Annotated in this window: 21 protein-coding genes and 1 pseudogene; 10 read left to right on the forward strand and 12 right to left on the reverse strand. The window is 44.6% G+C overall.

Features of this window, described 5'->3' with window-relative positions; translation table 11 throughout:
- Positions 1-313: 313 nt before the first annotated feature.
- Positions 314-772 carry an SRPBCC family protein gene (locus ACL6C3_RS17135; protein ID WP_413160140.1) on the forward strand — a complete coding sequence of 153 codons (459 nt, stop codon included), beginning with the start codon at positions 314-316 and terminating at the stop codon, positions 770-772.
- A 65-nt stretch (positions 773-837) separates the two neighbouring features.
- Here ACL6C3_RS17135 and ACL6C3_RS17140 read toward each other — a convergent pair whose 3' ends face one another.
- The 4 genes from ACL6C3_RS17140 to mutL form a co-directional block, all read right to left on the reverse strand.
- Positions 838-1,482 (reverse strand): alpha/beta hydrolase, encoded by a 645-nt coding sequence (locus ACL6C3_RS17140; RefSeq protein ID WP_413160141.1) that lies wholly within the window; start codon positions 1,480-1,482, stop codon positions 838-840.
- Between the two features lie 106 nt (positions 1,483-1,588).
- Entirely contained in the window at positions 1,589-2,413 is an 825-nt protein-coding gene (locus ACL6C3_RS17145; protein ID WP_413160142.1) for a SirB1 family protein, read from the reverse strand.
- 69 nt (positions 2,414-2,482) lie between these two features.
- Positions 2,483-3,652 carry a hypothetical protein gene (locus tag ACL6C3_RS17150; protein WP_413160143.1) on the reverse strand — a complete coding sequence of 390 codons (1,170 nt, stop codon included), beginning with the start codon at positions 3,650-3,652 and terminating at the stop codon, positions 2,483-2,485.
- Between the two features lie 45 nt (positions 3,653-3,697).
- Entirely contained in the window at positions 3,698-5,380 is a 1,683-nt protein-coding gene (gene mutL / locus ACL6C3_RS17155; RefSeq protein ID WP_413168354.1) for a DNA mismatch repair endonuclease MutL, read from the reverse strand.
- A 211-nt stretch (positions 5,381-5,591) separates the two neighbouring features.
- Here mutL and ACL6C3_RS17160 point away from each other — a divergent pair, with 211 nt between their 5' ends.
- Positions 5,592-6,002 carry a DNA mismatch repair protein gene (locus ACL6C3_RS17160; protein ID WP_413160144.1) on the forward strand — a complete coding sequence of 137 codons (411 nt, stop codon included), beginning with the start codon at positions 5,592-5,594 and terminating at the stop codon, positions 6,000-6,002.
- A 220-nt stretch (positions 6,003-6,222) separates the two neighbouring features.
- Positions 6,223-7,432, forward strand: a pseudogene (locus ACL6C3_RS17165) (RNA-guided endonuclease InsQ/TnpB family protein).
- Here the strand turns inward: ACL6C3_RS17165 and ACL6C3_RS17170 are convergent.
- Complete coding sequence (locus tag ACL6C3_RS17170; protein ID WP_413160145.1) at positions 7,415-7,891, reverse strand: acyl-CoA thioesterase; 477 nt, start codon at positions 7,889-7,891, stop codon at positions 7,415-7,417. The pseudogene ACL6C3_RS17165 and the gene ACL6C3_RS17170 sit on opposite strands and share 18 nt — an antisense overlap.
- Positions 7,892-8,096: 205 nt before the next feature.
- On the opposite strand from ACL6C3_RS17170, the gene ACL6C3_RS17175 reads away from it, so the two are divergent.
- Positions 8,097-8,954: a universal stress protein gene (locus ACL6C3_RS17175; RefSeq protein WP_413160146.1), complete on the forward strand. Its 858-nt coding sequence runs from the start codon at positions 8,097-8,099 to the stop codon at positions 8,952-8,954.
- A 103-nt stretch (positions 8,955-9,057) separates the two neighbouring features.
- Here ACL6C3_RS17175 and psbM read toward each other — a convergent pair whose 3' ends face one another.
- Positions 9,058-9,165 (reverse strand): photosystem II reaction center protein PsbM, encoded by a 108-nt coding sequence (gene psbM, locus ACL6C3_RS17180; RefSeq protein ID WP_413160147.1) that lies wholly within the window; start codon positions 9,163-9,165, stop codon positions 9,058-9,060.
- Between the two features lie 90 nt (positions 9,166-9,255).
- Positions 9,256-10,161, reverse strand: coding sequence for a 30S ribosomal protein S6--L-glutamate ligase (rimK, locus tag ACL6C3_RS17185; RefSeq protein WP_413160148.1), 906 nt, complete (start codon positions 10,159-10,161; stop codon positions 9,256-9,258).
- 206 nt (positions 10,162-10,367) lie between these two features.
- Between rimK and ACL6C3_RS17190 the strand changes: the two genes are divergently transcribed.
- A complete protein-coding gene (locus tag ACL6C3_RS17190) occupies positions 10,368-10,514 on the forward strand; it encodes a hypothetical protein (protein ID WP_413160149.1) in 147 nt (48 codons plus the stop codon).
- A gap of 139 nt (positions 10,515-10,653) precedes the next feature.
- Here the strand turns inward: ACL6C3_RS17190 and ACL6C3_RS17195 are convergent, their stop codons facing one another.
- The 3 genes from ACL6C3_RS17195 to gcvT form a co-directional block, all read right to left on the reverse strand.
- Positions 10,654-10,914, reverse strand: coding sequence for an HpsJ family protein (locus ACL6C3_RS17195; RefSeq protein ID WP_413160150.1), 261 nt, complete (start codon positions 10,912-10,914; stop codon positions 10,654-10,656).
- Between the two features lie 14 nt (positions 10,915-10,928).
- Positions 10,929-11,156 (reverse strand): hypothetical protein, encoded by a 228-nt coding sequence (locus ACL6C3_RS17200; protein WP_413160151.1) that lies wholly within the window; start codon positions 11,154-11,156, stop codon positions 10,929-10,931.
- A 301-nt stretch (positions 11,157-11,457) separates the two neighbouring features.
- Positions 11,458-12,624: a glycine cleavage system aminomethyltransferase GcvT gene (gcvT, locus tag ACL6C3_RS17205; RefSeq protein ID WP_413160152.1), complete on the reverse strand. Its 1,167-nt coding sequence runs from the start codon at positions 12,622-12,624 to the stop codon at positions 11,458-11,460.
- A 296-nt stretch (positions 12,625-12,920) separates the two neighbouring features.
- On the opposite strand from gcvT, the gene rseP reads away from it, so the two are divergent.
- From rseP to rpsN, 3 genes are all read left to right on the forward strand, one after another.
- On the forward strand, positions 12,921-14,015 hold the full coding sequence (rseP, locus tag ACL6C3_RS17210; protein ID WP_413160153.1) for an RIP metalloprotease RseP: 1,095 nt from the start codon (positions 12,921-12,923) through the stop codon (positions 14,013-14,015).
- Positions 14,016-14,035: 20 nt separating this feature from the next.
- Positions 14,036-14,716 (forward strand): endonuclease III, encoded by a 681-nt coding sequence (nth, locus tag ACL6C3_RS17215; RefSeq protein WP_413160154.1) that lies wholly within the window; start codon positions 14,036-14,038, stop codon positions 14,714-14,716.
- A 61-nt stretch (positions 14,717-14,777) separates the two neighbouring features.
- Positions 14,778-15,080 (forward strand): 30S ribosomal protein S14, encoded by a 303-nt coding sequence (gene rpsN, locus ACL6C3_RS17220; RefSeq protein WP_413160155.1) that lies wholly within the window; start codon positions 14,778-14,780, stop codon positions 15,078-15,080.
- A gap of 84 nt (positions 15,081-15,164) precedes the next feature.
- On the opposite strand, the gene ACL6C3_RS17225 is transcribed toward rpsN, so the two are convergent.
- Complete coding sequence (locus ACL6C3_RS17225) at positions 15,165-15,494, reverse strand: hypothetical protein (RefSeq protein ID WP_413160156.1); 330 nt, start codon at positions 15,492-15,494, stop codon at positions 15,165-15,167.
- Positions 15,495-15,577: 83 nt separating this feature from the next.
- Positions 15,578-15,997 carry a hypothetical protein gene (locus ACL6C3_RS17230; protein WP_413160157.1) on the reverse strand — a complete coding sequence of 140 codons (420 nt, stop codon included), beginning with the start codon at positions 15,995-15,997 and terminating at the stop codon, positions 15,578-15,580.
- Between the two features lie 58 nt (positions 15,998-16,055).
- Here ACL6C3_RS17230 and aat point away from each other — a divergent pair, with 58 nt between their 5' ends.
- Together aat and ACL6C3_RS17240 are read left to right on the forward strand one after the other, a co-directional pair.
- Positions 16,056-16,634 (forward strand): leucyl/phenylalanyl-tRNA--protein transferase, encoded by a 579-nt coding sequence (gene aat / locus ACL6C3_RS17235; RefSeq protein WP_413160158.1) that lies wholly within the window; start codon positions 16,056-16,058, stop codon positions 16,632-16,634.
- Between the two features lie 265 nt (positions 16,635-16,899).
- A complete protein-coding gene (locus ACL6C3_RS17240; RefSeq protein ID WP_413160159.1) occupies positions 16,900-19,908 on the forward strand; it encodes a PAS domain S-box protein in 3,009 nt (1,002 codons plus the stop codon).
- The last annotated feature ends 140 nt before the right edge of the window (positions 19,909-20,048 follow it).

Here is a 20,048-nt window from a genome sequence, read left to right on the forward strand (position 1 = left end):
GTCTAGAATTGTGAGGGGGAAAATAATCCCTTTACATCTGGCGAAAGATAGAAATCCTGGGGATTTCATGTCATGCTTTCTCAGATGTTGAAGATAGAGAACGGTCATTTCAAACCTTGAGTTTGAGATTGCCATCTCCATCTCAACCCATAAAATACCTCAGAATTGGATAAAACCCCATACATTTTTGGAAAAAGCAGGATTTCAGAGGCGAACTTTTCGCTTTCTGTTGTCCTTTTCGACTAAGAGTCTGTTTAACACGGTTTATAATCCGTTATATTGAGTGATAATCTGCCTATAGCTTGCAGGGTAAATGGGATCTAGTCAAGTTTTTGAACAATCGATTAAAATTTCGGCCAGCGCCACGACGGTTGAACGCTGCATCATCGATCGCGATTTGATGCACCGCTGGCTTAATCCGGCTCTCCGCTGCGATCCGGTGGGGGGATGGAACACTGATGTCGGCGGAAAGTTTCGGTTTGTCCTCAAGATTCCCCTAATTACACCCACTTTGAAGGCTGTGGTGATCGAGCGGGAACCGGGGATGATTGTCTGGGGTATGAATGGCTTTTTTCAGGGTAGCGATCGCTGGGAATGCCAGCCCACCTCTAAGGGGACGTTGCTCGTCAATCGGTTTGAATTTAAGATTCCGAACCCAATGGTGGAGTTTGGGTTTAATCAGTTTGCGGCCCAGTGGACAAGAGCCGATATGCAAGCCCAACTCCGCCGTCTCAAACGAGTGGCGGAAGAACAATATCGGGGCTTGCGATAGGGGATAAAGTTGTTCAAAATTGGGCAATCGGTGAAGGCTCTAGAAGGGCCTAAAATTGTCCAGTGTTAATTACACAGCAGTTCTTGGACTTCAGGCTGCGCTCTGAGAAAGGCGATCGCTTGTTCTCCGAGTGCGACCATATCGTTATACAGCCCAATGAGATCTTCAATATCAACGGTGATCACTTCGAGTCCTTCATAGCTCAAGATGGCTTCCACTAAGGTGATATTGCCATCACGGGCGGCCGTTTGTAAACCGCTAATCAGGTTATCGACGATATTACCAATCTCGCTATCGGGAGCAATAAACAAATTTAACGCTCCTACGGCTAATCGGCCATAGCTAGAATTCAATAACGTGTCTACCAGATCGGGAGGAACGTTTACTCCGTAATTCAATGCTGTGCGAAAATCAGCGACTTGTTCCGGGGTGAGTTCGGCTAAAGTAAATAGCGATCGCAATTGATTGGACTGTTCGCCTGTTTCGGCAAAAGTCTGCAATTCTTCAAAGGATATGGGAATATTGGCGGCACCGTATCTTAATTGAAATTCATCGACTGCCGGGGCCGGTTGGCTAAACAGGGCTAAACTTGCCGTTAAGCCTATTATCAATGCTAATCCCAAAGCGATGGATTTGGAAATTCCTCGACTGAAAACTTTAAACAAACCGTTAATGCCCGGAAACTGACACCCAAATTTAAAATTCATCATTTCATTCCTCACAATTGGTTTGACCCTATATTAGTCATTTCGATCATACCCTTTATGGGTCTGTTTATATTTGATAAAAGTTCCCCAAAACTGATTTTTTTTAAGGTCATCTGTCCGCATTCATCCGAGATAGCAATTGTCGGATTATCATCGCATCCTGTGCCTGGGGCTGATTTTTTAGATAGATTTCTAAATCTTGACGGGCTTCTGTCCAACGTTCAAGCTGGTAATAGAGAATTCCGCGATCGCGCCGTTCATTTTGAGCCTCGGGAAACAGCAGTAAAATCCGTTCAATTGCCGAGACTGCTTTTAAAATCTCCCCGGTATTCATATAAATAACTTTCAGATTTGTTAACATTCTGGCCAGAATTTGCCGGGAAGTTACCGGGGTCAGAAATTGCGGACGCAGTTTCACCTGCTGGCCGTAAACTTCTGTTAATTTCACTTGACAATCTTCGGGAAATAGAATCTCTCCTTGATTAAAAACATCCACATAAATTCCGGCGCCTTCAAAATCAGGGCGAACCAAAAAATGTCCCGGCATTCCGATTCCCACCATCGGAAAATCAATCAGTTTGGTAATTTCCAAATACACCACCGATAGGGTGATCGGAATTCCGGTGCGCCGGTCGATCACCTGATTTAAAAAACTATTATTTGGATCGTAATAATTGCTGCGATTTCCCTCAAATCCTAAATCTTCAAATAAATATTGATTTAAAATTTTAATCACCTTCAACGGATATCGCTGTTCATCCAACCGTTCTAACACCTCTGCTGCCATTTCATCTAGGGCGTTCAGGTATTCTTCCGGGTCGAGAGAAAGAAACTGTTCTTGAGCGATATAGAGGGCGGCTTTCGCCAGATTAATCTGTTCATCTGGCCGATTTATTTCTTGATAAAATCGTTGTCTGGCGTGAGAGAATTTCATAGGTGTTTGGGGGATTTTACTAAGGTTTTATTCTTAATGTTATACTCATTTTATTCCGGCGTTATCTAACTAAGAACTGATTTTTTCGGTCGAATCAAGGGCGTGAATAATTTTGGCTTCAAGTTGATCGATAGCCGCCATTATTCCCGTTTCGGGATTGTCTAAAATCGAGGCTTTGACCTGTTCCAAATATTCGGCTATGGTTTCTTTTAAGATGGGCTTTTCAATATTCGCGGTGTGGTAAGTATCCCAAATATCCCAGAGTAAAATCCCGACTCCTACGGTACAATCTAATAATCCGGCCGCCATTTTTCCGGTTAAACTCGCGCCGGTTTTTAAGGCTATTTTTGCACCGGCTTTTCCAGCTAAATTCGCGGCGACTTTACTTCCGACTTTCAACACCAACGGTGCAACTAAAGGTTTCATGGCTAAATAAGCACTTCCTCCCACTAAAACCTTGAGAGATAAGTTAGAAACCTCTCCCTCCGTATCATAAATACTAATCGCAATATCGCTCAAATAACGATTCCAATCGGCCTGAGGAATTTGATAGGATACGGGAATCTGATTGAGATTTCCCGATAACTCCTGTAAATATTGCTTGACTGTCTGTTGAGTCAATCGTTCCAGTTGCAGTTGGGCAATTTGAGGACGAAGAACCCGCTTGGCAAATTCTTCTTGAAAATCTCGAGTAATCACCTCAGCAACTTTCTCCGACGGACTCGGTAAATCCGGATTCAGTAGATTAGCAACCCCCGAACTCAATTGCACAAAAACGCTTTTGAATTCGATCTGTTTTTGATTAAAATAACCAAAATACCAGCTAAGAAAATTATCCTCTACTCTCCCCATTAAGTCATCTATCCAAAGATCGAGTTGTTGAGAGGCGTAATTTTCGGCTTGATTGTGAGCGGTTGTTAACGCTGTCGCGACTGCTGTATCAACTTCTTGCCAATTCACACTCGGTTGAACAATTACCGTTTTTGTAGGCTGAGATTTGCCGTTAACCGAACCCGAATCAAAGGCTTGATGAATAAAAAACTGCCCCCCCAAAGGAATAATCACCAAAAGAATTACCACCAGCCAAATCAACGGAGAAATCGAACGAATTACCTGCACCCAAGCCAAAATTCGATGGGTTTTCTCGGCATAACTTCCCGAACTATCCGCAGGGGGAGAAGGCGGAGGAGATTCATTGCTCGGACGGGGAACTGGGGAGGACTGCGGCTCTGAATTCACGGCAAGAAGTAAAATGAATTTCTAGTTAAATTTTACCAAACCTTGTTAAATCCCGTGACTTTTTCCGATCACCCAATGACGGCGAAAAAATCGCGATAACGAAGATTCATCTAGACGTAAAAAAATCGGTCGTCCGTGGGGACAAGTGCGGGGGTTACGAGTTCTCACCCACTGTTCGAGTAAGGTTTGCATTTCGGGTAAACTTAAAGGGGTACCGTTGCGAATCGCACTCCGACAGGCGGTCGCCACTAGAGCGGCTTCTAAATCTTTTCCCAAACTCAGTTCGATTAACGCCTCTCGACAATCTTCTCGCTGTGATAACATTTCGGGTACGGTACGCACCGCCCACAATTGTTCGCCAAAGGGATCGACTTGTAAACCCAAACGCTGTAACTGTTCTAACTGGGGGGTTGAAAGCTGTTGCAACAGGATCGGGGGTTCGATATTAACCTGTTTCCAAGCCTCACAAAGCTGTTCATATAAGACTCGTTCGTGGGCGATATGTTGTTCAACTAACCATAAACCATTGGGATGTTCGGCGACAATATAAGTATTATGAACTTGGGCGATCGCTTTGAGTTCAATCAAGCTTAATTCTTCACCCCTTAAGCGCTCTTTTTGAGTTGAAATTGAACGATGAGTTTGATAGCGTCCTTGTTCTTCGGAGACTTTTAATAATTTATCGACGCGATCGAGTTTGGCGACGGCGGTTGTGGGATTTAAACGCAAAGCATTTTCAATACAAGTTTGGATTTGTTGTTGCCAAATGTCGAGATGATGCAGGTAAACTTCTTCTTTGGCGGGGTGCCGGTTCCAGTCGATATAAGCCGGATTAATTTGTAAATGGATAAAACACACCGGAAAGCGATCGCGGGGGACTGTGCGGCTGAATGCGGTTAGGATGGTTTGTTGAATTTCTGGCGATCGCACCATGCGACCGTTGAGGGCTATTTTAACCCAGTCCGGGCGATGGCGGTGACAGCGGTCGGGTAAACCCAGAACCCCCTGCAAACTGTTGGCGGAGGTTGTATCGGGTGTTGGGGTGGTCAGTTGAAGCTTCAGAGGTTGTAAGTCCGATCTCCGCACACCCCGCAGGATTTGAGGTAAAATCGAGTCAGCCCCGACACCGGAACTAATTTGCAACCCGCAAGTTGAACCATTGCGGACTTCCCAGTGGACGTGAGGATAACAGAGGGCGATTTGACCGACGATCCGATGAATGCTTCGCAGTTGTTGGGCTGAGGGTAAGGCTTGGCGGCGTCCCTGCCAGTTGTCAAATAAGTCCGAGACGGTGACAACGGTACCGGGGGCGATGGCGACGGCTTCGGGTTCAAAGGGTTCTCCCTGGCGGTTGTAAGCGACTCGCCATCCGATTTCGCCGACGGGACGGCTGAGAATTTCCAGTTGGGCTAACTGGGCTAAACTGTGAAGGGCTTCTCCGCGAAATCCTAAACTGGTAATCTGGCAAAGATCGGCAATGGTGCGAATTTTGCTGGTGCTGTGGGCGGTGGCGGCCTGTTTGAGGTTGGTTAGATCCATGCCTGCACCGTTATCGGCGACTTGAATGCGCCACTGTTCCGGCCATACGGAGATGGTGATGCGGGTGGCTTGGGCGTCGAGGGCGTTTTCAACTAATTCTCGGACAACGGCTTCTAGAGAGTCAATGACTTCTCCGGCGGCGATTAAGTAGATGAGATCTTCGGGTAAGGGTTGAATTTGAGATGCCATACTGCACAGAGAAGGAGTCACGTTTTTTTCCACCGAATTGAGTTCAGTTATTGATCGTAACTTTTGCAGATGATTTTTGAGGTTATACCGCATTGGAAATGAGTTTACTGTATAATTTCCTATTTTCTCGATATTTTTTCGTGAGAATCTACTGCGGTGGAAAAACCGATTATAATAGAATTGTGTCCGGCGCGATCGAGGGGTTTCACTAATGAGTGATTTAGATTTGAATGAGGCGACTTCTCATCCTTTGGCGAAGTATCGCAATCATCTTGAATTTTATGGCTATCGGGTTGAGGAAATAGAAGATCGGCTGTATTGTCGTCATACTCGCAAGTCGAACTTGATTTTAAATCCGATTTCTGACCGGGGGGTTTTGATCAGTATTGTTTATTCGTTTGAGCCAGATTTGGATCGCTTAGAAATTTTAGAATATGTCAACGAGTTAAACGGGTATTTTACCTTTATGAAAGCCTATATTGACGAAGATAATGATTTAATTATAGAAACCTTTTTTGAGGGCGAATATGACCGCACGAATTTTTCAATTTTGCTGGATAATATTGAGTATGACACGGAGATTTTACTACAAAATGAGTGGACGCAAGACTATTTAAAATAGGGAAAAACTCTGCAAGTGTGGGGGATTAGAACTCTAGGACGCTTAGATTTTAGCTTAACCGACAGAAGCCCCACGACTGACCCGAAGGGCAGCGTGGGATGAATGGCGTGTGAATTAACGACGGTTTTTCGACCAAAGCGACAGCGAGGGAGAAAAAACATGAAAGTAATTCACAAATCCTGTGTTATACTTTTTTATAGTAAATGCTTTTCACTCTAATATGTTAAAAGTAGTCAAAGTCAGATTATATCCAGGTATCCAGCAACAGCAATAATGAGCAACGAGCTTTTGGTGGTTGTCGTTGGCTATGGAATTATTTTTTGAATTTGATGAACGAAACTTATAAAGAGACAGGTAAAGGATTGTCTGGGTACGAAGTTAAAAAGATAATTCCTCAGTTAAAGAAAGAACATGAGTGGTTATCACTAACTTATTCTCAATGCTTACAACAAGTCTGCTTAAATCTGGGAGTTGCATTTAATAATTTCTTTGAAAAAAGAGCTAAATATCCCAGGTTTAAATCTAAGCACGGTAAGCAGTCTATTCAGTATCCTCAAAATGTCAAAATTACTGATAATCAATTAATCCTGCCGAAGATAGGGAAAGTATCAGCAATTATTCATCGAGAGATTGAAGGGAAAATTAAAACCGTAACCATCACCAAAAATTGTAGTGAACAATATTTTGCTGCAATTTTATTTGAAGATGACAAAGAGAAGCCAGAATCAATTGCAGAAGGCAAAGCAATAGGTATTGATTTGGGATTAACTCACTTCGCTGTTACTAGCGATGGGTCAAAATTTGATAACCCTCGGATACTGAATAAACATGAGAAGAACTTAAAAATAAAACAACAGCAATTATCTAGAAAACAAAAAAGCTCTAACAACCGAAATAAAGCTAGAAAGAAAGTTGCTAGAGTCCATAGAAAGATAACTAATTGCAGAGAAGATTTTCTCCATAAACTATCTCGTAGGATAGTTAACGAAAACCAAGTTATTGTGGTGGAAAATCTTAATGTTAAAGGCATGATGCAAAATTACTGTCTAGCTAAATCTATTCAACAAGTTGGCTGGGGAATGTTTTGTACTATGCTAAAATACAAAGCAGAAAACGAAGGTAAGATTTATCAAGAAGTTGATAGATTTTTCCCGTCATCAAAAACTTGCCATGTATGCCTTAATCAAGTGGGTAGTTTGCCACTGGATATAAGATTTTGGACTTGCGAGAAGTGCCAAACCAAACATGACAGAGACATTAATGCAGCGATAAACCTCAGAGATGAGGGACTACGAATTTTGACCTCTGGAACGGGGGATAAAGCCTGTCGCCCAGAAGTAAGTCGCAGTAATAGAGGACGCAAGAAATCTACTACTGTGCTTTCTGTTGGGCAGGAAGCCGACACTGTACCGTCAGGTCAGTGTGGGTAGTTCACCCAGAACATCCTGTAACCGCGAAGGAAGACGGCGCATAATTTTACCGGTTTCTCGACTGAGAGGAACCAGAGTCACCTGGGCGCTAACATAAAGCTGTTGGCTGTCTTCAGAAACAATTTGGTATTCCCAAAGCATCCGCACCCCTTTGATGGGGAGAATTTGTCCTTTAATCAAAATCGTCATCCCCATTTTCACCGATTGATGATAGCGCACCTTCAACTCTACCACAGGAAGATCGCAACCTTCGGCCACCAAATCAGTATAATCTAACCCAAGTAAGCGAAAACTCTCAACCCGCAATTCTTCCATCCAAGTCACATAGGTACCGTGCCAGACAATGCCCGCATAATCGGTATGATGGGGAAATACCCGCACGGGCCAGATAAACCAACCCTCGGAGAAGGTAACGGAAGAAAAAAGGGGTTGAGGTTGAGGATGTTGAGTGAAGGACACGTTACAAATTGTTCTAAAACGCTACATTTCTACAAATTCTCAGCCGGTCATCGGGCTTATGCTGAAGTATAGACCCGTTATCGGTCAACAAATGGATGTTAGATCTGATGTCTCTCAAGTTAGCAGTTATCAGTGTAATTGATAACGGGTACTGAAATCACATCCAATCGAAATTAGTCTTAGCAATACCGAGAGAGGAAAAGCCATGAATATCAACAAAATTCTAGTCGCGGTTGCGGGGCGGGGACTTTGTGAGGAGATGCTGAATATGTTGATGGATGTTCCGTCCATTCAGCAGGCATCTGTAACGGTTTTACACGTTGTTCCTTCACTGGCTTCGGCGGAGGCGATGTCAGAAAAATTAGAACAGGGGGGTAAAATTTTAGCCCAAGCGGTACAATCGATTAAGGTCGATCCGAGCAAAGTAAATCCCCGTTTGAAGCAGGGAGATCCCAAAGATATTGTTTGTCAAGTCGCCGATGAAGAAAATTCCGACTTGATTATTATCGGATCGCGAGGGTTACAAGGACTGCGGGCGATTTTGGAAAATTCCGTCAGTCAGTACGTTTTTCAGTTGACTTCCCGACCGATGTTGTTGGTTAAAGACGGGATTTACGTTAAGAAGCTCAAGCATATTATGGTAGCGCTCGATGCGAGTGATTCTTCTAAAGAATATCTGGACTTGGCGCTATCTTTGGTGAAGGATGTTCAAGGCGGACAGTTGATTTTAGCCCACGTTAACAAAGATATTAGCGGAAAATCCGGCGAAGATTTCTCCGATAAGGCTGAAACCGATCCGGTGATTGCGGCGGCGCTTGAATCGGTGAAGAGGATGGGTGTAAATTATCGTTGTGTCAGTGCGATCGGTAAACCGGGGCCGGAAATTTGTCGGATCGCCGATGAAGTGGGGGCGGATTTGTTGATTTTAGGATCTCCCGATCGCCGTCCGACGGTGGCGAAAAGTTTGATTGACTTGGATCGGTTGGTGGGCGGTTCGCTTTCCGATTACGTTCGAGTTCATGCGGAATGTCCCGTGTTATTGGCTAGAACTGCGGCATCCTAAAGTTTGATTGAAGCAGAAAAAGCGCCGTGAAGCTGACAGCTTTGCGGCACTTTTTTAAACATTCGCTTAGACGGGAGTGATGAACAAATAATGGGTTAAATTATTATCCTTCAGTCTCGCCACGAGTTTGAATGTACAGAATCAAGAGAAAAACAGAGGGAACAAGTACAAACAATAAAGTTGCAACAAATCCAAGATCATTAACTTCCATGATATCCAGCCTGTATGTAAACAATCAAAACGATAAAATTAGCATATCATTGATTGGCTGCTGTTGGTTCATAACAAACAGTTAACGTCCTTAACCTTGAATGCGATCGCGCGAGTTTCCCTTGGGGGCATTCTTCTCTAAAAATTCAATAATCTTAGCAGGAACATCAATTCCGGTGGCTTTTTCAATCCCTTCGAGTCCGGGCGAAGAATTCACCTCCATCACCACCGGGCCGTGATTGGATCGTAACATATCGACACCCGCGACTTTCAACCCCATCGCTTTCGCCGCCCGGACTGCGGTGGAACGTTCTTCCGGGGTTAATTTTACCTTCTCTGCGGTGCCGCCCCGATGCAAATTGGAGCGAAATTCTCCTTCTACCGCCTGTCGTTTCATCGAAGCCACCACTCGTTCACCAATCACAAAACAGCGCAAATCCGAACCTTTTGCTTCTTGAATAAATTCCTGCACCAAAATATTAGCATTTAAGCCCCGAAACGCTTCAATAACCGACTTGGCGGCTTGGTAGGTTTCCGCGAGTACCACCCCAATTCCTTGGGTGCCTTCGAGAAGTTTAACCACTAAAGGCGCACCGCCAACGGTATTAATTAAACCGTCAATATCTTTGGTGGAATGAGCAAAACCGGACACGGGTAAACCAATTCCTTCTCTGGCCAACAGTTGTAAACAGCGCAACTTGTCGCGGGCGCGAGAAATGGCTTGAGACTCATTGGCGGTAAACACATCCATCATTTCAAATTGTCGCACCACAGCGGTACCGTAAAAGGTTTGTGACGCCCCGATGCGGGGAATAACGGCGTCGAATCCTTCCAGGGGTTTTCCGCCATAGATGACCATCGGTTTATGGGAAGTAATGTTCATGTAACAACGCAAATAGTCAATGACATACATTTCATGGCCCCGTTGTTCTCCGGCTTCTCGGAGTCGTCTTGTAGAGTAAAGGTTAGAGTCTTGGGATAAGATTGCAATTTTCATAGTCTTATGTTTCTGACATTTTGGAGTTCAACTGGCGTTAAACAATTTAAGGTAACACGGGTCAAAATTAGAGGAAAATCCTCTTTAGAGTTAGTCCGTTAGCGGATCAAAAATGTTTAACATTCTTTCGTCTCAATAGTTATCTGAATCTGCTTTGGTTTTTCCATCTGTCCTGGGGATGTTAAAAATGCAGATTGCACCTGAACATGATAACGACTAACCGCCTTGTATCGGCGCAAAGCTTGCGTCGGGTACCGTTCGCGTTGGGGCTGTTGGTGCATTCCCGTATTGTATCCTGTTCGGTGATGTATCCTGTCAATCTAAAAGTTGCCCATCCTCTGTTTGCGGTTTAACCCCGGAATGGACAACTCCCCAATCGATTTTTGATTTTTGAATAATTATCAGGCGTTTAGCTGCGTTTGCGGGTCCAAGCTGTGCTTTTCCAAATGGCGATAAGCAACACACCCGAGATTAATGCCCCTAAATTCCATTTTATGGAGTTTTTATTTGTTCTAACTCTTGGGCGGATTGGATTTCTGGAGTTCGCCCTTGAGTGTCGAGACGGCTTAACAGGTTTTCCATTTGTTCTTCTGTTGTCGCCTGTTGGAGTTGTTGTTGTACCTGCTGAATTTGAGTCATTCGCTGTTCAACTTGAGTATTAATCTGAATATTACTTTGTCGATCAATTCTCAAGGTGTTTCCGATCCCCAAAGGCAGCATTAAAAGGAAGAAAATTCCAAATAATAAGGTCAACAACGATAAGGTTTTTAACAGGGTTTTTTCCCTTTTTTCTCGAAATTTATGCCAAAATTGAATGGGCTTTTTGCTCTTATAATTTCAGGTTTTTGGAATTGGAAATAGTCGCCAATATCGCCACTTTTAATACCAACTACACTCCCATTTGAACCAACGGTAAAAGCGAAAGCGGGAGTTGTGGCGCTAAAGACTGTAGTTGTTGCTGCTAATACGCCCGAAATCGGTAAAGATTTTCTCATAGTACAGGTTGAATTCTCCGAAAGATTGGCTCTTATAAAACAAACACTCAGGCTATAAACACCCAAGTGAATGCAGTTGCTCTAGTGATATTTTGGAATTGAGCTATTCTCAAGCCCAGTTTTTTTGATGAATCAATCTATCACTGTGATTCCTAGTAGACGAACAATTTTTGAAAACACAAGATTTACTGAGGTTTAGTAAAGATCGTGTATGTCGATACCCTTTACAGGCTGAAAATTGGCCTTGATACGGCAGAGTTTGAGGGGTTTTGTCCCGATAACTCTCAAACACTGAACTTTTCTATTTTGCCGGACGGGAGGTCGAACGATAAAAAGGACGCTTGACCACTTCCGCCGAATAGGTTTTCCCGCGAATTTCCACATCTAAAGACTGTCCTACCCGAGCAAAATCTGTGGGAACATAGGCCAGGGCGATCGCTTTTCCGAGGGTCGGAGATAAAGTCCCGCTGGTAATTTCCCCGATAATTTCGCCGTTCATCTTCACCGGATACCCGTGACGGGCGATGTGACGTCCTTGCATTTCCAAACCCACCAGTCGCCGAGAGACTCCTTCTGCTTTCTGACGTTCAAGAATAGACCGACCAATAAAATCACCCTTATCCCAGTGAATGACCCAACTTAATCCCGCTTCCAAAGGCGTTGTTGTGGTATCGAGGTCTTGACCGTACAAAGCCATCGCCGCTTCTAAACGCAGGGTATCTCTGGCGCCCAACCCGCAAGGGGTCACACCGGCTTCTAACAAACGCTGCCACAGTTGTACCCCAACTTCGGGGTCAACCATGATTTCAAAGCCATCCTCGCCGGTGTAGCCGGTTCGGGCGATAAAGGCGGGGTGTCCTAAAACGGTAGCGTTAAGATGTCCGAAAAAGGAAATTGATTCTAAATTTTCACCGACCAAAGGCTGTAATTTTTCTAAAGCCTGCGGACCCTGTACCGCAATTAAAGCCTGATATTTGGATAAATCTTCTAAGGTGATATCCGTCGGTTCTAACTGGGCCGATATCCAAGCTTTATCTCGCGAACAGGTGGCGGCGTTCACAATCATCACGCCCCGTTGATTTCCGGTGTCTGGATCTTCGCCTTGATAATAAAAAATAATATCATCGAGGATACCGCCTTGTTCGCTCAATAAGACTGTATATTGAGCTTGATTTGCTTTTAAACGGCTCAAATCAGAAGGAACTAACGGTTGTAGCGTTTCAATTAAGTTCTCTCCGACTAAAATAAACTTTCCCATGTGGGAAATATCAAACATTCCCGCTTGTGAACGCACCGCCTCATGCTCTTTGCTAATTCCTGAGTATTGTACAGGCATCTCCCATCCCGCAAACGGAACCATGCGAGCGTTGAGCGCTACGGCGACATCGTACAACGGAGTACGAGAAAGCGGTTGGGTGGGTTCATTCGGTTTGGCTTCTGTATGTTTGACTTCAGTTGACTTAGCCACAGGTTGTCTATCCCATTACTCTGCTCGGTTTTCTCGATTTTATCGGTAAATTGCCGCACTTGTCAGAACTAAGGTTTCGGGAAGACAGGAGGACCGGAGTTCAGGAGTTCAGGAGTTCAGGAGTTCAGGAGTTCAGGAGTACCTCCTTCGGAGTAGCTTCGCTAACAGGAGTTCAGGAGTTGGGAAAAAACTGTTCACTGAAATCACTGGTGACTGGTGACTGGTGACTGGTGACTGTCTAAAGTGTGTAACAATAAATAAGATTAATACAATTATTGTTTCAGCGAAGTATATTCATGTCGGTTTTGGCAGCGATCGCAGTTCTTGCAGTCTTGATTGTCGTCCACGAACTCGGTCACTTCATGGCGGCTCGGCTGCAAAATATTCACGTTAACCGTTTCTCTATCGGTTTCGGCCCGATCTTGATGAAATATCAAGGCTCCGAAACAGAATACGCCTTGCGAGGAATTCCGTTGGGTGGATTTGTGGGATTTCCCGATGAAGACCCCGACAGTACCATTCCCAAAGACGATCCGGATCTGTTGAGCAACCGTCCCATTTTAGATCGGGCGATTGTGATCAGCGCCGGGGTGATTGCCAATCTCATTTTTGCCTATTTTCTCCTGGTGGGGCAAGTTGGACTGATTGGTATTCCCGAATTTAACTATTATCCGGGAGTGCGGGTGCCGGAAGTGGCGACCGATGTGAGTTCGGCGGCTACCAAAGCGGGGATCAAACCGAATGATGTGATTATCTCGGTTGAGGGCGAAAAACTCGAACCCTCTCAACAAGCCATTCAGGACTTGATCGCCGAGATTCAATCTCATCCCAACCAACCGTTAGATTTAGAAGTCCAACGGGGTACGGAAATTATCCCGCTCGAAGTGATTCCCGAACCCGGAAATGATGGCAAAGGGCGAATCGGCGTCCAACTGACCCACAACCGGGATGTTGTCCGTCGTCGGGCCGATAACCCGATTGAAGCCTTTGGGGTTGGGGCGAACGAGTTCCAACGAATTATCACCCTAACGGTCGCGGGTTTTGGTCAACTGATCAGCAACTTCAGCCAAACGGCCGAACAGCTTTCGGGTCCGGTGGGAATTGTGGCGATCGGCGCCGATATTGCTCGCTCTGATGCGGGGGATTTGTTCCAATTTGCGGCGTTAATTAGCATCAACTTGGCGTTTATTAATATTTTGCCTTTGCCGGCGCTCGATGGCGGTCAGTTGGCGTTTCTGTTGATTGAAGCGGTTCGGGGTAAACCTCTCCCGACTCGGGTTCAAGAAAGTGTGATGCAAACCGGATTGATGCTGCTGTTGGGTTTGGGAATTTTCCTGATTGTCCGCGATACCGCCAACTTGGGTTGGGTGCGATCGCTTTTGCAACAGTAATCGTTTGGGGAAACTGAGCGATGACCATTCGCAGGCGATTAACCCCCCGGCAACTTGCTCTAGAGATTTTGGTGCGTCTCAAACTGCTGTATCCCGATGCGGGTTGTACGCTGAGTTATCAAACTCCGGTACAGCTTTTGGTGGCGACGATCTTATCGGCTCAATGCACCGATGAGCGGGTTAACAAGGTGACTCCGGCCCTGTTTAAACGCTTTCCCGATGCTTTTGCGTTGGCGACGGCACCGGAAGAAGAACTCCAAGAATTGGTGCGTTCAACCGGGTTTTATCGCAACAAAGCCAAAAATATTAAGGGGGCTTGTCGCATGATTGAGGAGAAGTTTGGCGGCAAAGTCCCGAAGTTGATGGAACAGTTGCTTGAACTCCCCGGAGTGGCCCGCAAAACGGCGAATGTGGTGCTGGCTAATGCCTATGGGATTAACATGGGGGTGACGGTTGATACTCATGTTAAGCGCCTGAGTCAACGGTTGGGACTGACCAAACAGACCGATCCGGTTCGGATTGAACGAGATTTGATGTTACTTCTGCCTCAGCCGGACTGGGAAAATTGGTCGATTCGCTTGATTTATCACGGTCGGGCGGTCTGTACGGCTCGCAATCCGGCGTGTTATGATTGTAAATTGTCTGATTTATGTCCGTCGGCCGAAATTGAGGCGAGTCGGGCGAGGGCGAAAGGGCTTTAAGCTCTATGGAGTCGCTCACTAAATAACAATACAGGTAGATTTACAGAGGAAAAACTCTCAAATGGCTAAGAAAAGTATGATTATGCGCGATATTAAGCGCAAAAAAATGGTCGAAAAGTACGCCGAAAAACGGGAAGCACTTCAAGAGCAGTTTGATCAGGCTTCTAATCAAGCTGAAAAAATGGAGATTCACCGCAAAATTCAACAACTTCCCCGCAACAGTTCTCGGACTCGGGTTCGCAACCGCTGTTGGGCGACAGGACGGCCGAGAGGATATTATCGCGATTTTGGACTCTGCCGCAACCAATTGCGGGAAATGGCTCACAAAGGACTTTTACCCGGTGTGGTGAAGTCCAGTTGGTAGGTTGAAGTGATTGGGAGCGGGGGATGGGGAACGCTGTCCCCGGATGTCCTGCACGTATTCCCTCTCCCGATTAACGTTTTGGGGTTATCTTCCACAGCAGCGTTCGTATCCCAAGCTATCTAAGAGTAAGTCGCTGACGGCGTTGGCGATCGCAAACTCTCCATAAAAACTTTGTGAAAAGTCAAACGATTGCATTTCCGTTACAATGGCAATCACTAATGAACCGAGATCGTTTTCTCCTTCCATGCGTTGACGGACAAAGATTTGAGCGGCTCTTTGGGCGATCGTTTGGTTGATGGCTTCGGGGATAAATTCTCGATCGAGCCATGTGTGTAAGGCTTTTTGCAGCCATTCCCCCTCCTGTTGGGGATTTTCGGCCGGGGGAAGTGTGATCGGTTGAATCGGTTCGGACATGGGTCTAAAATAGCGGTAAACTCGGTAATAGGATAATTAAATCAAATTATATCCTTTTGATTTGAGTCCGCCTGGGAAGGGATTTACTGGCGCACGACCGCGATCGCCGGGGCGTTACCGGGGTCGTAGCCTTGCAGGATTCTTTGTTTGACGAGATCGGCAAATCGTTGATTGATCGAAGATTCGATCGGGTTGGCTTCTTGTTTGAAACAGACTTGATAACTTTTGGATTTATCGTAGGTGCGGGTGGAACGGTTGTAGGTTTTGGTGGTTTTCGACTGCACAAAAACGGAGGGTTCGGGGCGTTTGTACCAAAATAGACGGTAAGAATGGGTGGATTCATTACTTTTGAACTTGAGAATCTCCTCGGTTTTTCCTAGAATATTGATGGTGTAAAAATCGGCCCGCTTGTTAATTTGTAAATACCCCCAGTTTTTTTCGGTTTTATTGATTAACTTCTCTAGAGTGGTTTCTAACAGGGGACTTTCATTAAATGCTAACATTGACTTTTAGTTTTGATTTAGACAGACTACTTAATTAATATATCAAAATCATCGGCTCATGCAATACGATGTCGCGGCTATTATTCAGGGTTATGCTCAAGGTTACTTTCTGATGTCAAATGATGACGATGAAGCCTTGGGATGGTATACTTCCCGCCAAAGGGCGTTGATTCCCCTTGACGATCGCTTTCGCTATCCGCGATCGCTTCAACGGGTGTTAAATCAAAATCGATTTAGTATTGCGGTTAACCGGGATTTCTCGGGGGTTGTCGCCGGCTGTGCGAATCGAGAAACCACTTGGATTTCGGAAGAATTAAAGGAAATTTACCACGTTTTGCATTATGCCGGTTATGCTCACAGTTTTGAAACTTGGCAGGGGGATGAATTAGCCGGCGGAATTTTGGGCTTGGTGATCGGGGGTGCTTTTATTGGAGAATCGATGTTTTATCGCATTCCAGAAGGCTCAAAAGTGGCAATGGTTAAGCTGGTTGAACGGTTGAGAGAACGAAATTTTTTGCTGTTTGATGCTCAAATGAATAATCCCCATTTGGAGCGCTTTGGAGCTTATATTCTTAGCAATAAAGAATACAAAAATTTGTTAACTAAAGCCTTGGGTCGTAACTGTTCTTTAAAATAATTTACAAAACACAATAAATACAAAACAAAATAAAATTGACTGTAATCAATAATTTCGATTAAAATTAAATTAGCAAATCAAATCAATAAACTTTTGAGTAAAGATCACGGGTTAGCCTAAAACTTGTCTATTCCTGAAGATTATATGAAAAACCCTCCCCTCTCTAAATCAAAAAATCAATAAACAGCCTTCACCGTTTTTCTAACCTCGTGAGTCAAAATTTGATTGCAGCAAATGTAACAAATTTTTACTCCACTAAGCCCCTATGAAAACCGATCGCGAAACCGAGCCAGATCCCAATCTAGATTATGGCATAAACCCGAAACAATCACCGCAGGAGTTAACAGGATCTCAAGCTTTTCGAGATCCGATAACCCGCGAGGAACTTTGGTATCGTCGATTAGAAGCACGCGATCGAGAAACTTTAGCCGTGTTTGAGTCGATCTCTGAAATTATTCTGGTGATCGAAGCAGAAGCCAAAAATATTACCGTTATCCCCACCCGGTTGGATGAAAAATCGGGTTTGAAAGGGGAAATTATCAATCAAACCATTCAACAATTTTATGACCCCGAACAGTCCGAACAATGGTTAGAATTAATTCGACAAGTTTTCACAACCCAAGAAACCATCAACTTTGACTATAGCGTGTCTGTAGAAAGGCGAACGTTTTGGTTTTCCGCTCGGGTTTCCCCCAGACTTCAATCTAAAACGGTTCTCTGGGTAGCCCACGATATCACCCAAGACCAACAAACCCAAAATCGCCTACAACTGCTTGAACGGGGAGTGGCGGCGAGCAGTAACGGGATTGTGATTACCGATGCGACCCAAACGGATAATCCGATTATCTACGTGAATCCCGGTTTTGAACGTATCACCGGCTACAGTTGCGAAGAAGCGATCGGAAAAAACAGTCGATTTCTTCAGGGAACAGATAGAAACCAACCGGCTTTGGAAGAACTTCGACAGGCGATTAAAACCGCAAAAAGTTGTTCTGTCACCCTGCGAAATTATCGCAAAGATGGCAGCTTATTCTGGAACGAACTGACCATTTCTCCGGTGCGAAATACCTGGGGAAAACTAACGCATTATATCGGCATTCAAACGGATATTACCGAACGTAAACAAGCCGAAGAAGAACGGGATCACTTCTTTTTGCAGTCCATAAATTTACTTTGTATTGCCAACTTTGAGGGCTATTTTACCCGGATCAATCCGGCATGGGAAAAAACGTTGGGTTATACCGAAGCCGAACTTTTAGCCACACCTTATATTGACTTTGTTCATCCTGAAGACCGAGAAAAAACCTTACAAGAAGCGGAAAGACTCAGCCAAGGGGTGAATGCAATTTCCTTTGAAAATCGCTATCGCTGCAAAAATGGAAGTTATCGCTGGTTGGTGTGGAATTCCACCGCCATTCCCGAAAGTCAACTGATTTATGCTGTTGTCTACGATATCACAGAACGCAAACAAATTGAAGAGGCTCTCAAACGACAAGCCTTAACCTTTGAAAATATTTCCGACGGGATTATTATCACTAATTTACAAGGGATAATAATTGATTGGAATCCCGCTTCTGAGTTGATGTTTGGCTACAGCAAAGCCGAAGTTTTAGGCAAAAGTGCCGAATTTTTATACTCGCCAGACCAAGCCAAAAACCTGACAACTCAAATCATCAGATCGATGATCAAAAACTGTCGTTGGAATGGTGAAATTAAAGTCATTTGTAAGGATAAAACTCAACGAATTTGTCAAACCAGCGTTGTTCCCCTCGAAGACGAACGGGGTAAAATTATCGCCGCAATTGGAGTCAACCGGGATATTACCGAAACGGTGAAGATTAGAGAGGAATTAAAAACCTCACAAATGCTGCTATCCGGGGTTCTCAATAGTTCTCTCGATGGAATTATGGCGTTTAAATCGGTGCGAGATGAAAGGGGTAAAATTATTGATTTTGAATGGTTATTATGTAATCCCTCCGCCTGCGAAATAGTCGGACGAACCGAAAGTGAACTGTTAGGAAAACGAATGCTTGAAGAATTGCCGGGACACTATGAAGTTGGACTCTTCGATCGCTATGTGGAAGTCGTAGAAACCGGAGAACCTCAAGAACATGAATTTTATTACGAATACGATGGAATTAAATCTTGGTTTATGAATATTGCGGTTAAATTAGCAGATGGGTTTGCTGTCACCTTTCGCAATATTACCCGCACCAAAGAATCGGAACTGCAACTAATACAACTCAATGATGAATTAGAATCTCGCCTCAGCCAACTTCAACAACGCAACCAAGAAATATTATTACTCAGTCAGATGAACGATTTTCTGCAAGCTTGTCTGACGTTAGAAGAAGCCTACAAAGCCTTTAAAACTCTGATTCAACCCCTATTTCCGCATTGTTCGGGAGGTATTTTTATTACCAAAGCATCCCGTGATTTTGTCGAAGCGGTCGCCACTTGGGGAAAACTTCCCATCGGAGAAACGATCTTTCATCCGATAGACTGTTGGTGTCTGCGACGGGGACGAGAACATTGGGTTAATGAAGATCAAATTGAGTTACTGTGTAATCATAGCGATCGCCGTTCACCGCCAAAAGCAACCCTATGTTTGCCGATGATGGCACAAGGAGAAACACTAGGATTATTTTACCTTTGTTCGGATTCCTCGGATTATCTCAGTGAAAGTAAGCGCCAACTCGCTAGTACCGTCGCCGAACAAATGTCACTTGCACTCGCGAATTTACAACTGCGAGAAGAATTACAAAACCGCAGCATTCGCGATCCCCTAACTGGATTATACAACCGTCGTTACCTCGAAGAATCTTTAGAGCGAGAAATTCATCGCGCCCGTCGCAGTCAACACAATGTTGGGGTAATAATGATTGATATTGACCATTTTAAACGCTTTAATGATACCTTTGGGCATGATGCGGGGGATGCGGTGCTTAAAGAAGTGGGAAAACTGTTAAAAAGCTGTTTGCGAGGTTCTGACATTGCTTGTCGTTATGGGGGCGAAGAAATGACTTTAATTTTACCGGAAGCTTCTTTAGAAAATACCTGTAAACGGGCCGAAGAAGTTCGCAGATTAATCAAACAAATTAATCTTGAATACAAACGTCAAAGCCTCGGACCAATTACGGCGTCTTTGGGTGTGGCTTGTTTTCCCGAACATGGAACTACAGGTTTTTCTGTTATTCACGTTGCTGATAGCGCCCTTTATCAAGCCAAAAAACGGGGTCGCGATCGCGTTGTTGTCGCGGCGGAGGTAGAATGATGGGGATGGGTAACGGATGGGTTGTTGGTGGGTTTTTTGGGTTAATGCTATTAGAAACAGATGGGTTGTTGGTGGGGAGGTGGGGATAATTTTAAGAGTTTCTCAGTAACCACTGATCTGGGTAATTCGTCATATTGACA

The organism is Capilliphycus salinus ALCB114379 (assembly GCF_047276495.1).
GTDB lineage: Bacteria > Cyanobacteriota > Cyanobacteriia > Cyanobacteriales > Microcoleaceae > Capilliphycus > Capilliphycus salinus.

Bases quoted from the DNA above. Each gene is read 5' to 3' on its own strand.
- ACL6C3_RS17135 (WP_413160140.1), top strand. From the start codon at position 314: ATGGGATCTAGTCAAGTTTTTGAACAATCGATTAAAATTTCGGCCAGC.
- ACL6C3_RS17140 (WP_413160141.1), bottom strand. From the start codon at position 1,482: ATGATGAATTTTAAATTTGGGTGTCAGTTTCCGGGCATTAACGGTTTG.
- ACL6C3_RS17145 (WP_413160142.1), bottom strand. From the start codon at position 2,413: ATGAAATTCTCTCACGCCAGACAACGATTTTATCAAGAAATAAATCGG.
- mutL (WP_413168354.1), bottom strand. From the start codon at position 5,380: ATGGCATCTCAAATTCAACCCTTACCCGAAGATCTCATCTACTTAATC.
- ACL6C3_RS17160 (WP_413160144.1), top strand. From the start codon at position 5,592: ATGAGTGATTTAGATTTGAATGAGGCGACTTCTCATCCTTTGGCGAAG.
- ACL6C3_RS17175 (WP_413160146.1), top strand. From the start codon at position 8,097: ATGAATATCAACAAAATTCTAGTCGCGGTTGCGGGGCGGGGACTTTGT.
- psbM (WP_413160147.1), bottom strand. From the start codon at position 9,165: ATGGAAGTTAATGATCTTGGATTTGTTGCAACTTTATTGTTTGTACTT.
- rimK (WP_413160148.1), bottom strand. From the start codon at position 10,161: ATGAAAATTGCAATCTTATCCCAAGACTCTAACCTTTACTCTACAAGA.
- ACL6C3_RS17190 (WP_413160149.1), top strand. From the start codon at position 10,368: ATGATAACGACTAACCGCCTTGTATCGGCGCAAAGCTTGCGTCGGGTA.
- ACL6C3_RS17200 (WP_413160151.1), bottom strand. From the start codon at position 11,156: ATGAGAAAATCTTTACCGATTTCGGGCGTATTAGCAGCAACAACTACA.
- rseP (WP_413160153.1), top strand. From the start codon at position 12,921: ATGTCGGTTTTGGCAGCGATCGCAGTTCTTGCAGTCTTGATTGTCGTC.
- nth (WP_413160154.1), top strand. From the start codon at position 14,036: ATGACCATTCGCAGGCGATTAACCCCCCGGCAACTTGCTCTAGAGATT.
- rpsN (WP_413160155.1), top strand. From the start codon at position 14,778: ATGGCTAAGAAAAGTATGATTATGCGCGATATTAAGCGCAAAAAAATG.
- ACL6C3_RS17225 (WP_413160156.1), bottom strand. From the start codon at position 15,494: ATGTCCGAACCGATTCAACCGATCACACTTCCCCCGGCCGAAAATCCC.
- ACL6C3_RS17230 (WP_413160157.1), bottom strand. From the start codon at position 15,997: ATGTTAGCATTTAATGAAAGTCCCCTGTTAGAAACCACTCTAGAGAAG.
- aat (WP_413160158.1), top strand. From the start codon at position 16,056: ATGCAATACGATGTCGCGGCTATTATTCAGGGTTATGCTCAAGGTTAC.
- ACL6C3_RS17240 (WP_413160159.1), top strand. From the start codon at position 16,900: ATGAAAACCGATCGCGAAACCGAGCCAGATCCCAATCTAGATTATGGC.